13 protein-coding genes and 1 pseudogene are annotated in these 13,038 nt (G+C 35.2%); 10 read left to right on the top strand and 4 right to left on the bottom strand.

Annotated elements, in window-relative coordinates; genetic code table 11:
* Positions 1-49: 49 nt before the first annotated feature.
* Complete coding sequence (locus KIH88_RS05165; protein WP_213987987.1) at positions 50-1,228, top strand: DNA cytosine methyltransferase; 1,179 nt, start codon at positions 50-52, stop codon at positions 1,226-1,228.
* A 2-nt stretch (positions 1,229-1,230) separates the two neighbouring features.
* Positions 1,231-3,249 (top strand): ATP-binding protein, encoded by a 2,019-nt coding sequence (locus KIH88_RS05160; RefSeq protein WP_213987986.1) that lies wholly within the window; start codon positions 1,231-1,233, stop codon positions 3,247-3,249.
* Positions 3,250-3,329: 80 nt separating this feature from the next.
* On the opposite strand, the pseudogene KIH88_RS05155 reads toward KIH88_RS05160, so the two are convergent.
* A pseudogene (locus KIH88_RS05155) lies at positions 3,330-3,452 on the bottom strand (IS982 family transposase); the annotation flags it as partial.
* Here KIH88_RS05155 and KIH88_RS05150 point away from each other — a divergent pair.
* Complete coding sequence (locus KIH88_RS05150; protein ID WP_213988249.1) at positions 3,417-3,590, top strand: hypothetical protein; 174 nt, start codon at positions 3,417-3,419, stop codon at positions 3,588-3,590. The pseudogene KIH88_RS05155 and the gene KIH88_RS05150 sit on opposite strands and share 36 nt — an antisense overlap.
* Positions 3,591-3,593: 3 nt before the next feature.
* Positions 3,594-4,328, top strand: a complete 735-nt coding sequence (locus KIH88_RS05145) for an alpha/beta hydrolase (RefSeq protein ID WP_213987985.1) — start codon at positions 3,594-3,596, stop codon at positions 4,326-4,328.
* A gap of 122 nt (positions 4,329-4,450) precedes the next feature.
* Here KIH88_RS05145 and KIH88_RS05140 read toward each other — a convergent pair whose 3' ends face one another.
* Genes KIH88_RS05140 through KIH88_RS05130 form a run of 3 tightly spaced genes read right to left on the bottom strand, consistent with a single transcriptional unit; the run spans position 4,451 to position 6,300 of the window.
* Positions 4,451-5,266, bottom strand: coding sequence for a TIGR03943 family putative permease subunit (locus KIH88_RS05140; RefSeq protein WP_213987984.1), 816 nt, complete (start codon positions 5,264-5,266; stop codon positions 4,451-4,453).
* Positions 5,263-6,168 carry a permease gene (locus KIH88_RS05135; RefSeq protein ID WP_213987983.1) on the bottom strand — a complete coding sequence of 302 codons (906 nt, stop codon included), beginning with the start codon at positions 6,166-6,168 and terminating at the stop codon, positions 5,263-5,265. Before KIH88_RS05135 ends, KIH88_RS05140 begins: the two co-directional genes overlap by 4 nt.
* Positions 6,169-6,300: an SPJ_0845 family protein gene (locus tag KIH88_RS05130; RefSeq protein WP_000268697.1), complete on the bottom strand. Its 132-nt coding sequence runs from the start codon at positions 6,298-6,300 to the stop codon at positions 6,169-6,171. It abuts the gene before it with no gap.
* A gap of 136 nt (positions 6,301-6,436) precedes the next feature.
* Between KIH88_RS05130 and KIH88_RS05125 the strand changes: the two genes are divergently transcribed.
* The 6 genes from KIH88_RS05125 (at position 6,437) to KIH88_RS05100 (ending at position 12,954) form a co-directional block, all read left to right on the top strand.
* Positions 6,437-8,566, top strand: a complete 2,130-nt coding sequence (locus tag KIH88_RS05125) for a Tex family protein (RefSeq protein ID WP_213987982.1) — start codon at positions 6,437-6,439, stop codon at positions 8,564-8,566.
* The gene (locus tag KIH88_RS05120; RefSeq protein WP_000778611.1) at positions 8,553-8,996 is read left to right on the top strand and encodes a SprT family protein; all 444 of its coding nucleotides are present in this window, start codon (positions 8,553-8,555) and stop codon (positions 8,994-8,996) included. Before KIH88_RS05125 ends, KIH88_RS05120 begins: the two co-directional genes overlap by 14 nt.
* A 59-nt stretch (positions 8,997-9,055) precedes the next feature.
* Entirely contained in the window at positions 9,056-9,328 is a 273-nt protein-coding gene (locus tag KIH88_RS05115) for a PspC domain-containing protein (RefSeq protein WP_001092797.1), read from the top strand.
* Positions 9,329-9,437: 109 nt separating this feature from the next.
* A complete protein-coding gene (locus tag KIH88_RS05110; RefSeq protein WP_001262749.1) occupies positions 9,438-11,129 on the top strand; it encodes a hypothetical protein in 1,692 nt (563 codons plus the stop codon).
* A gap of 10 nt (positions 11,130-11,139) precedes the next feature.
* A complete protein-coding gene (locus KIH88_RS05105) occupies positions 11,140-11,862 on the top strand; it encodes a hypothetical protein (protein WP_000434517.1) in 723 nt (240 codons plus the stop codon).
* Between the two features lie 3 nt (positions 11,863-11,865).
* The gene (locus KIH88_RS05100; protein ID WP_213987981.1) at positions 11,866-12,954 is read left to right on the top strand and encodes an AAA family ATPase; all 1,089 of its coding nucleotides are present in this window, start codon (positions 11,866-11,868) and stop codon (positions 12,952-12,954) included.
* Positions 12,955-13,038 lie beyond the last annotated feature (84 nt).

Below are 13,038 nucleotides of genomic sequence, written 5' to 3'. Positions count from 1 at the left end.
ATTTGTAATGTTGTAAAACACTATATATCAACATTAAGGAAGGAAAAATATGCCTATAAAAGTTGTAGATTTATTTTCTGGAGCCGGTGGATTGACATTTGGATTTCAGAAAGCAATATATCGAAATAGATTTAGAGATGACGATAGTTTTCAGATTATTTTTGCAAATGAATTAAATTTTGAGGCTTCACAATCTTTTAAAGCTAATTTTCCTAATATTAAAATGTTTAATGACGACATTCAAACTATTGATGAAGAATTTTTAAACGATAAACAGGTGGATATCCATGACGTAGATTTAATTATAGGAGGTCCCCCATGTCAATCTTTCAGTACAGTAGGGAAGCGTCAATATGATGAACGTGCAAAAATGTATAAAGAATATAGACGTTTATTATCTATTATACGACCTAAAATGTTTATATTTGAAAATGTTTACGGGTTATTAACAATGAAAGATGACCAAAATAGACCTGTAATAGAAAATGTCATTGAAAGTTTTGAGAATTTCCGAGATTTTGAAGACAATCTTGGTTATGATATTCATACGGAGTTACTTAATGCTAAAGATTATGGTGTGCCACAGAGCAGAGAGCGGGTATTTTTAGTTGGTATCAGAAATGATTTATTGATTAAAGAAGGTTGGGAATTCCCCCCAAAAAAAGTAAGTAAGCCACTATCTGTTTCTGATGCAATTAGTGACTTGCCTAAGTTAAATAATGGTGAGGAAAAATCATTTTACGATTCAAAACCCAATACTAAATATCAATATCTAATGAGGGATGGAGAGAGGAGACTTACTAATCATAAAAATGGAACTTACGGATTAAGAATGTTAGAAATTATGAAGTTAGTGAAGCAAGGTGAAGGAAAAAATCAAATCAATAAACTTGTTGATGAAGGGAAAGCTTCAAAAGAACTATACCTAACGTCAGGTTATAGAAACTCTTATGGAAGATTATGGTGGGATAAACCATCATCAACAATTACAAATAATTTATCAACTCCTTCTTCTTTAAGATGTATTCATCCTAAGCAAAATAGAGCTTTAACTTCGAGAGAAGGAGCAAGACTCCAATCATTTCCAGATAGCTTTCAATTTTATGGTTCAAAAACTCAAGTAAATATTCAAATAGGCAATGCTGTTCCTCCTCTGTTAAGTATTGCGCTAGCTGATAGTGTTAAAAGATTTTTTCTAAATAATTTTGATGAAGATAGAGGTAGATAGTTATGGGGCATAATAAAAATGATTTACAGTTTAGTTTTTCATACATGGCATTAGGTTTATTGGGGAAAAATCTTTATTCTAATGCATGGGCCGCACTTTCTGAGCTAGTTGCAAATAGTTTAGATGCAGGTTCTACAGAAGTTTATATAGCTATAGATATGAGAAAAAAAGGTAACTCTGTGATTGAAGTTTATGATAACGGTGAAGGGATGTCTTATGATAATTTAAAAGAAAATTATATAAAAATTGGAAGAAACAGGCGCTTAAATCAGAAAAATTCAGAAAGTGTTATGGGGAGAAAGGGAATAGGTAAGCTTGCAGCTTTGTATCTAAGCAATCACTATTATGTTGCTACAAAACAAAAAGATACTGAATTATTAGTATATGAAATGGAATTCCCAAATTCAGAATTAGAAAATGATACTAAAAATCCTCAAATGTCAAGTTCTTCTTTTAATGCTTTCAATAATAGTGAATTTTTACAGTATGAGTCCGGAACCATGATAAGAATGGAGAAGGTAAATTTAACAGGATATGGAGATGCATCTATAGAAACGCTAAATTCTACACTATCTGATTATTTTACTGTGTCTAACCTAAACTCACAAAAGATATTTTTAAAAGTTGTAAAAAATGATAATGATTTAAAAAAAGAATACACTGAAGTAATTAAAACTATCCCATTTAAAAACATGGTACAGATTACTTGCTTTGATAAAGAAACATACGATGAGTTATCAGAAAAATATTCAAATAAGAACTATCAGTTGAATTTAAAAGGCTTTGATAAAAAATTTTCGGATAATATTCAAGTCGTTTATAAAGAATCTACAGGGACAGAATTTACATATAGCAAAGATGGTCAAGAAAAAACAAAGGTTGGTAAGATAACTGGATGGATTGGTATACACTCTACTATAAATTCGTCTGAAGCAACGGAGTTAAATGATACTAATTTCAAGAAAAATAAGTTATATAATCCTTTGAGTCTTAGAATTTATGTTAGAAATAAATTAGCTATCTCTAATTTTTTGCCAGTAATTAATAATACGCAAGCTTTTGTAAACTATATTGAAGGTGAAATCGGTTATGACATTCTTGATGACAACAACTTTAAAGATATTGCAACGACTAGTAGACAAAATATGGATGAAAATGATCCTCGAGTAGTGGATTTAGCAGAAAAAATAAAACAAGAAGTATCAAGTTTAATTCGTACAAGATTAGAAGTTAGAAATAAAATGAATAATGAGATTCAATCTTTACGAACAAAATCTGAAAAAATTGCTAAAGAATCGACTTTTAAAAATATTGATAAAATATTTGATGATTTTAAGTCTCAAAATTTTAGTACCGATGAAATGGATCAGCTAAATCTTAATATAAAAAATAGGGTTGTACAACAACTCAAAGGAGAAAATTTTAAAAACGAGTATACTATTTTCTTTTCCCATTCACGAAGAAATAAGAATGTATTAGACTTTTTCTATTATTTATTAAAAAAGATTGGTGTTACTTCAGACGAGATTTTCTATACAAGTAAAGAGGATGCACCTCAAATTGATATTAAGCAAAACTTAGGTGAAATTTCTAAAGAAAATATTGTCAATAAAAATACATTATTATTCTTTTATGTTACGAAGGATTTTAAAGACTCAGATTATTGTATGTTTGAAGGGGGTGCTGCTTGGGCAACGCGAGGTTCAGAAGATTATCTAATCAATTTTGATGAATTTGGTCTGATTCCTGATTATCTTAATCAAAAAGGTGAATTTCTATTAAACCTTACTCAAAATTCTGATTTGTCTAAAGGAGATTTTTATAATCAGTTGATAAATACACTGAATAAGTTAATTGAGCATATTAATATTGGACGAAAAATGAAAGCTGCTGAGGAAGTACCATTATTTGATAACATTGAATTTCCTGACAAAGTGGAATTAAGTCAAGGAAAAACTCCGAAGCTTAATAAAGATATTGAAAACTATTGGAATACTTATATTTTAGAAAATAATGAGTAATTTCAATGTGCGAATAGGGAGAGAGTTGCCTCTTAAGTTTTATAAAAAATAGGTGATAAATATGATATCTATCCATGGTGCTAGTTCATTTCAAAATAGTGTAAATTATGAGCCAGAATAATTTGTTCAATTCGTAACTGTAGTCCGGCTAGCCCTCTAGCTAATGTATGTTCGATGTCAAAGAGACGACACGTACGATTAAACGTATTTCAATTGAACACCCTGAACTTTACGCTGCAGCTCAAACAAGTGGTGAAATTTTAGAAAAAGAACGCGAAGAATTGCGTCAGATTATCACAACTATCTTTGAACAAAAGATGAATAAGCATAGTATTAAGTAGAGAATGAAAAAATATTTTATTGGCGGTCTGGGAAGCAATGTCTATCATAGCAAGGATTTTCTTCAAGAACTAGATTCGCAGGTTTATTTTTTAAATCCATATGAAAAGCATCTTCGAGATGAAACAGAATTGAAATCATGGTTTAAAAATGAGATTGTAGAGGAAGAATCTATATGTCTGATAGGTCATTCTCTTGGAGGAGATTTGGCGCGTTATCTTGCATCGGAATTTTATGAAGTGACAAAACTGATTCTTTTGGATGGTAGCTATCTAGATTTAGATAAGATTTTACCTTTAGATACAGAGTTAGAGGAAGCTAAAAACTATATCGAATCTCAAGTCGTTTCAGACTTAGCTCTTCTTATTTCTAAAGAGAAATCTGAAGCAAAGTATTGGTCAGAAAATATGGAGGAAGCTGTAAGACAGTCTTATCACTGGAATGCGGAGTATAATAGATATGAGTTAGCTATAAATTATGAAAATATAGAAACGATTCTCCGCCTACGAAGAAAAATCCAAGCTTTTAAGAGAGAAGTGGAAGATACTTTGTTTATCAGTCCTCGCTATCCTAATGAAGCTACATGGAGAGAGGAACCCCTGAAAGAATTGCCAGACTATTTTGATACTATTTTTCTAAAAAACTTTGGCCATGAGCTTTATACTGAAGCACCTAGAGAAATCGCTAGTCTGATTAATGAGTGGCTCTCTTATTCTCAATGGGCTACTTGTATTACTTAAAATGTTATAAGATTTAAATCTAAAAATCATTAATACTCAGATAACAAAAAACGAACAGGCTCTTTTTCTGTTATTCAGAAGAGAACTTGTTCGTTTTGTTTTTTATGTTTTTATTTCGTTTTTTAAAACACGCGATACACATAGGGATTTTCTGGTTTGTCTACTTTTGTGAAACTCTCAACTTCCAGTGTTGGGAGTTTTTGTTTGAGTTCTTTATGGTAGTGGAGGGTCAGGGTTCCTCTAGCGCTAATCCAAGTATTGTCAGGATACTGGCGTGAGTTCCCCTTGGTCAGGAGTCCATATACTCCAGAGTCTGCGATACAGTGGATGATTCCAAAGCGAAAGAGGAACTGGCTATCTTCATGGCTAGGATCGTTATAGACGAAGCCTGTAAACTCGATTTTCTTTCCTTCAAACTCTTGAGGGTAGTCATAGAGAACTTCCATGACCTCCATATAGTTATCGTCTGTAATTTGAATGGTTGGCTGGGAGAGGTATTTGTCAGCTGTTGTCCTCATTTCCTTTTCATAAGCAGATTTGGAAAAATAGGTACTGGTATCGGGTTTGAGGTATTGACTGGATGTCCCCTCGCTTGCCTGAATAGCTGTGTCGATTCCCTCAGCGAGTGGGAAATGATAGCCTTTGGCAGTTACGGTTCTCGAGTCCAAACTTACTGTCGGAAAGGCAACTCCAATCAAGAGAGGTAGAGACAGTAAAAGGATGCTGATTTGTCTAGCACGACGACTTTCCATATGGCTGTGAGAGTTGATTTTCTTAATCCAGATGTAGAATTGGACCAGAGCCAACAGAAGAGAAAGGACCATAGAAATATAGATTAGATAGGAATAGTGGAGGTTAATGTAGTGGCTGAGCTTACCAGATAGCTGCAGATACAGAGTTAGGGCAAAATAACCCAGTAGAATGATAAATCGAATCATAACATCACCCCCATCATGTAAGAATAAAGCAAGACAAGCAGAGTCACGATGCCCATGAATTGCCAGATGAAGCGCGCTTTGAGATAGTGTTTCATCATGAGGAGATTTTTGATATCAAGCATGGGGCCGATGACCAGAAAGGCAAGAACAGGAGCAAGACCAAAGCTAGAGAGGAGAGAAGCACCGATAAAGGCATCCGCCTCACTACAGAGGGAAAGGAGAAAGGCTAGTAACATAAGCAGGAGAATCGCAAGGATTGGACTAGCACTGATAGAGGTCAGGATCCGAGTCGGAACATAGACCTGAACGATAGCCGCAAAGAGACAGCCAAAGACCAAATAGCGCCCCATATCGAAAAACTCGTCAATAGCTTGTATAAAAACCTGAAAGACTTTTCTAGCAGGAGCCAAGTGTGAAAAGTCATGTTCATGACAATAGATATGATTCTCTTTTTGAATGGGTTCCTTCCAGAAAAATCCTAAGAAAAACCCCAGAACCAAAGCAATCACAATGGCTCCCAGAGCTCGCAAAAAGGCAAATTTTATTGAATTGCCAAAGGCAGAATATGTGGCGAAAAGAACGATAGGATTGATAATGGGAGCAGTCACCAGAAAAGGAACCGCTGTGTAGCTGGGCACTTTCTTTTCCAGAAAACGATTGATGATGGGAACGATTCCACACTCGCAAGAAGGAAAGAGAAAGCCAATGAAGGTACCAAAAAAGATCCTCCCCCAACGATTGCGAGGAAGAAACTCATAAACTTTATCAGGCGTGATATAGACCTCAATCAATCCCGAAATGAGACTCCCAATCAAGACAAAAGGGAGGGCTTCAATCATGATGGAGAGAAAGATTGCCCCCGCTTGTAATACACTAGGAGGAAGAGATTGGAAAATCGTCATCTATTTTTTCTTCTCAACTTTTTCTTTTTTGTTTTTGTCATCTGGGAAAGTGACTTGTGTTAAGTCAGGAAGTTTGGCGAATTCTTCAAACATCTTGTCTAAGTCATCTGTTTTTGTAAATTTTACAGCCATGGGCCTACCTCGTTTCTAAATGTTACCTCTATTATACTATTATTTTGCGGAAAAGGGATTATTTTTATTTTGATAATCAAAGAGGTAAAAACAGGTAAGGTGAAACAAGCTTTGTTCCTTATGGTATAATAGGTTTATGGATAAAAAATATGAAAAAATCTCCCAAGATTTGGGTGTAACGTTAAAGCAAATCGATACCGTTCTGAGTTTAACAGCTGAAGGGGCGACTATTCCCTTCATCGCGCGTTATCGGAAGGACATGACTGGTAGTCTAGATGAGGTGGCGATTAAGGCTATTATTGACCTGGATAAAAGTCTGACAAATCTCAACGACCGCAAGCAAGCTGTCTTAGCTAAGATTCAAGAACAAGGCAAGCTAACAAAGGAATTGGAAGAAGCTATTTTGGCAGCTGAAAAATTAGCAGACGTAGAAGAACTCTATCTTCCTTATAAGGAAAAACGTCGGACCAAGGCAACCATTGCTCGTGAAGCTGGACTCTTTCCTCTTGCTCGCTTGATCTTGCAGAATGTAAATGGTTTAGAGAAAGAAGCTGAGAAGTTTGTCTGTGAAGGATTTGCGACTGGTCAAGAAGCCTTGGCTGGTGCGGTTGATATTTTGGTCGAAGCCTTATCTGAAGATGTGACCTTGCGTTCACTGACCTATCAGGAAGTGCTGAGACACTCTAAAATCACTTCGCAAGTTAAAGATGAAAGTCTTGATGAAAAACAAGTTTTTCAGATTTATTATGATTTTTCAGAGACAGTTGGCAACATGCAAGGTTATCGTACCTTGGCACTCAATCGTGGGGAGAAACTAGGGATTTTGAAGGTCGGCTTTGAACATGCGACGGACCGTATCTTATCTTTCTTTGCTGCCCGTTTCAAGGTGAAAAATGCCTATATAGATGAAGTTGTTCAACAGTCAGTTAAGAAAAAGGTCTTGCCTGCTATCGAACGACGCATTCGAACAGAGTTGACTGAGAAGGCGGAAGAAGGGGCTATCCAACTCTTTTCTGACAACCTGCGTAATCTCCTATTGGTTGCTCCGCTGAAAGGGCGCGTGGTTCTAGGATTTGACCCTGCCTTTCGTACAGGTGCCAAGCTGGCTGTTGTTGATGCAACAGGGAAAATGCTGACGACTCAAGTCATTTATCCAGTAAAACCAGCATCAGCTCGTCAAATTGAAGAAGCCAAGAAAGATTTGTCGGACTTGATTGGTCAATACAGTGTAGAAATTATTGCTATCGGAAATGGAACTGCCAGTCGTGAAAGTGAAGCCTTTGTGGCGGAAGTTCTGAAAGATTTTCCAGAAGTCAGCTATGTTATTGTCAATGAAAGTGGCGCTTCTGTCTACTCTGCTAGTGAACTTGCTCGTCAGGAGTTTCCAGAATTAACTGTTGAAAAACGCTCTGCTATCTCTATCGCCCGTCGTTTGCAAGATCCCCTTGCTGAATTGGTAAAAATCGATCCCAAGTCAATCGGTGTCGGGCAATACCAGCACGATGTCAGTCAGAAGAAACTGTCTGAAAGTCTGGACTTTGTCGTTGATACGGTGGTTAACCAGGTCGGTGTCAATGTCAATACAGCCAGCCCAGCACTTCTCTCCCATGTAGCTGGACTCAATAAAACCATTTCTGAAAATATCGTCAAATACCGTGAGGAAGAAGGAAAAATCACTTCACGCGATCAGATTAAGAAGGTTCCTCGTCTGGGTGCCAAAGCCTTTGAGCAAGCCGCTGGTTTCCTCCGTATCCCGGAAAGTAGCAATATCCTTGATAATACAGGAGTTCACCCAGAAAACTATGCTGCGGTTAAGGAGCTCTTCAAACGCTTGGATATCAAGGACTTGAATGAAGAAGCTCAAAGTAAACTCAAGTCCCTTTCAGTCAAAGAAATGGCGCAAGAACTAGAACTTGGTCCAGAAACCCTTAAAGATATCATTGCTGACCTTCTCAAACCAGGTCGAGATTTCCGTGATTCTTTTGATGCACCTGTTCTCCGTCAAGATGTACTGGATATCAAGGACTTAAAAGTCGGCCAGAAACTGGAAGGTGTGGTGCGGAATGTCGTTGACTTCGGTGCCTTCGTTGATATCGGGATTCACGAGGACGGCTTGATTCATATTTCCCATATGAGTCGTAAATTTATCAAACATCCCAGCCAAGTGGTATCAGTCGGAGATTTGGTAACGGTTTGGGTCAAGAAAATCGATACCGAACGTGAAAAAGTCAATCTGTCGCTCTTAGCTCCAGATGAAACTGACTGAGTACGTTCAGTCTGTTTCCCTCGAAGACTTTGGTAGACCTTTTACCCACCAAGCCCAGTGGAATTCTCGTCTGCGAACGACAGGTGGACGATTTTTCCCCAAGGATGGGCATTTGGACTTTAATCCCAAGGTTTATAATGAACTAGGTTTGGAAGTCTTTCGCAAAATCGTGCGCCATGAACTCTGTCACTATCACCTTTATTTTCAGAAAAAGGGTTATCGACATAAGGACCGAGATTTTAAAGAACTTTTGAAAGAAGTGGATGGACTGCGCTTTGTTCCCCATTTGAAAGACCAAAGTAATTTCCTGGTCTATCAGTGCCAATACTGCCAGCAACGCTATCAACGCAAGAGGAAGGTTGATACAAAACGCTATCGCTGTGGCGTCTGCCGTGGCAAACTCGTCATCTTAAATCGGCCTAAGGACTGATGTTTGTGAACCTGTTTCATGCTATACTACTTGTAAGAATACCGAAAGAGGAAACAATCATGAATACAAAATTTTATAAAATGAGACGAAATCGTATGGTGTCAGGAGTTTTAGCTGGGCTATCAGACAAGTGGAATTTTGATGTAACCCTAGTCCGCTTTCTCTTCGCCATTTTTACCGTAGCAAATTTTGGAATTGGTGTGATAATCTACATCATCCTTGCCTCTATCCTGCCAACTAAGGAAGAAATCGAAGCCGAAATGTACGGAACAGGACCACGCAAACGTAAGGAAGCCCAAGCCATTGAAGACAATGATGGCTGGTTTTGGTAACATGAGTATATAAAAAGCTAATTCTATAGCGAATTAGCTTTTTTTGTGATTGTAAAATCAATAGATAAAATGTTATAATATATTAAAAATGAATAGTTAGGATTTTATAATGGCCAACGAAAACGATTTGTTAGAATTGCAAGTAAATGACCTTGATTTTGATTATGAAGAATTACTTCAATTAGAAAGTTCTTTAGAGAGTAATCTTAAGGATGTTATTGAGCATATTGATCAACTTGATATAGATAGAGAAAAATTACAAAATAACGAATATCTTCAAGAATCTATTGAGAATATAGTTTGGGAACAAGTACAGCTTCAAGTAGCTGCTCAAATTGGTGAAGAGTTTATTATAGACAACCATGACCAAACTCTAGATTTACGAAAAGAAGCACACATCCAAACTGCTGAAAATTTTGAAAAAGGGAAATTTATTACTCATAACGCAGATAGAAGTATATATGAGGACAGATATAAAGATTGGCAAGAAAAATTTGAAAGAGATGAATTTGGAAATATTCGAACTCATACAACTCGATCAGGGAAAACAGTAAATACAATAAAAAAAGATGCCAGAGAGTTTTTAGATAAAAATAGGCCAAAAGGTTCAAAAGAAAAAGGGACTGATATGGATCATACTATTTCTGCTGGTGAAATCATTCGTGACAGTAAAGTTAATGCTTTTATGGAAGAAGATCAACAATATGCTTTTGCTAATAGCGATATAAATTTAAATGAGATGAGAGCCAGTGTAAATCGAGCAAAAGGGTCTAAATCAGTGCCGGAATACCTCGATTATCCAAATTCTAAAGGTCAGTATCCAAAAGATAATCAAAACTTGACTGAATTAGAAGAAAAGCAAATGAGGGAAAAATATAAACTGGCTAAGGATGATTTGGACAAGAAAAAAGATGAAGCTGAAAAGCGAGCTATTCAATCTGGTAAAAAATCACGACGTGATGAGGCGTTAAAAGTTTCCGGAAAAGCTTTAAAAGCAGCACTTTTACAGTTGCTTTCAGAATTTTTGCGAGAGTTAATTAAAAAATTTATTTCTTGGCTTAAAGATACAGAGAGAAACTTATCGACTTTTATTGAAAAGATAAAAGAGGCTATCATTTCATTTGTAAACAACTTATCCAATCACTTATTAAACATTGGTAAATCTGTAATTACGATGATTGCTTCTGCGATAGTTGGACCTGTAATTAACACTTTTCTTAAAGCTTGGACATTTATACACCAAGGTTGGAAATCGTTAAAAGAAGCTATTGATTATCTAAATAATCCGGACAATAAAGAAAAAAGTGTTCAGATTATGATTTTAGAAGTTGGAAAAATTGTTGTTGCGGGTTTATCGGCTACTGGAGCAATTGTACTAGGAGAAACTTTAGGAGCTTCTCTCACAGCTAGTTTTCCAGTCCTAGCTATTTCAATACCACTTTTGGGAACTATCGGTGGCCTGATTGGAACTTTTATGGGAGCAACTTTATCTGGAATAATTGGCGCTTTTGTATTAAGAATGATTGATCAGCAAATTGTCAATAAACAGATTACTGAATTAAGTTCTAAGAAAATTGATCAAAATAATGAAATGTTAGTAATCAAAGATCAATTACTAGATGTAAAGAGTATAAAGCTTCAAGTAGAAAAAGATTCTGTTATCAATACTATTAAGGAAAGACATGATATGGCTGCGTCCATGATGAAAGAAAAGCTATCAGATATTTTTGAAGAATCTACAAGAGACGATAAAAGTGACTTTGATGAGATTGATAGTTTATTACAAGAATTATTAGATTAGGGAGATAAATATGGAACAAGAAGTAGTTGAGCAAGAACAAGAAACAATTGAAATAAACATTAGCAAACATGATTTCGATGAAGCAAAAGAGCATCTGAAAGAGTTTGCTGAACAAAGTCAAGATGAACTGTATTTTGATAAAGTTAGAACTCACGATGATTTCTTCGGTTTTGAGTTTGCTGAACATGGAGTGACAGGAAACGAGTTTAATACGTTAGTTGAACAAATTCAAAATTACATTTCAAAATTTTATGATAATCAACAAACATTTATTGAAGAATTTGGTCAAGTTTATAAAGCTTTAGAAGCGCTGGATAAAGATTATATTCAAGCTATTCTTTCTTCTGTAGCTGCCATTGAACATACCAACAAAAAAATTCTGAAAGAACAAGCTCGTATTGATAAAACCATAGAGAAACAAAAATTAACTTTAGAAGCTCTTAAGCAGTTTAAAGAGAAATTTAACGAAGAAAAAAGTAAAAATTCTATCGTCGAAAATGAGGAACGACTTTCTGCACTAGATGATAGAATTGTCAACTTAGAGGGCACTGTTAGTCAGCTTCCTTTGGAAACAGTCTCTCACACTGCTGAGATTGAAGAACTCAGAAAAGAGTTGAAAGAAAGTAAACAACAAATTCAATTTATTTCAAATCGTCTTCTTACACTCTTTATTGTATCAGGAGTATCTATTGGAATGTTGTTAATAACTTTACTTTTTATGTTTTTGAGGTAAATTATGACTGTATCTCGTGACAAGCTAATTGAGAGCGCCAAAAAATTGGATCGACAACTGGGTAATGAGTCGACTTTTCTCACAAAAGTGAATGAGATTATAATTGATTATTCAGACACAAATAAAGTAGCAGATTTATATAAATCTATGTATTTATTTCAAAAAGAGAATAAAATAAGCAAGATAAGTCAAACGCTAAAAGAATTGTCTGATAATTTAGCTTGTTATTTAGGTTACTCTTATCTTTTTGAAATACTAGGGAAGGAGTTAGGAAAACGTAACAACTCTTCTTTGGATGAATTGATGAAGGAATTAAATCAATTAGTTGGTTTACAAAAAGTTAAAGAGGAAGTTTCAAGGTTAGTTATATATCAAAAGGTTCAGTCCAAAAGAAAAGAGTCTGGGCTAAAAGTACCAAAGAGAACTTTACATATGGCGTTTATGGGGAATCCTGGTACTGGAAAGACGACAGTAGCTAGAATTGTAGGTCGAATGTATTATCAGTTAGGCCTTCTTTCAAAGGGGCATTTTACTGAAGTCTCTAGAACGGATTTAATTGCTGGTTACCAAGGTCAAACCGCTTTGAAAGTAAAAAATGTTATCGAAAAAGCAAAAGGTGGCGTTTTATTCATAGATGAAGCTTATAGTATTACAGAAAATGACAATACTGATTCATATGGGCGAGAATGTTTAACAGAATTGACAAAGGCTTTAGAGGATTCAAGAGATGATTTAATTGTTATTGTTGCAGGATATACTGATCCAATGAATCATTTTTTTGAATCAAATCCTGGTTTGAAATCTCGCTTTAATTATTTTATTAATTTTGAAAATTATTCTTCTATGGAATTGTTAGATATTCTTGAAACTTTAGCAAGAAAAGACGACTACCAGATAGACGATAAGCTGAAAGAAATATTATTAAATTATTTTAATGATAAGTTAGAAAGCAATCTTACCAATTTTTCTAACGGTCGTTTTGTTCGAAATCTTTATGAAGATTTAATAATGAATCAAGCTGTTCGAATTGATCAAAGTGAAAATTTGACTTCAAAAGATTTAACTATGTTGATAAAAGACGATTTTCTTTAGAAGAAAACTGTTCTGCTTATATAGAAATATAATTAATTGAAAGAATACATCATCAAATTGTAGCTACATTTCTTACTGATTGAT

Origin of the sequence: Streptococcus oralis (assembly GCF_018448765.2) — a bacterium.
GTDB classification, from domain to species: Bacteria; Bacillota; Bacilli; order Lactobacillales; family Streptococcaceae; genus Streptococcus; species Streptococcus oralis_BM.
The sequence above is the reverse complement of the archived record's forward strand: the minus strand, read 5'-3'. Positions and strand labels throughout refer to the sequence as shown.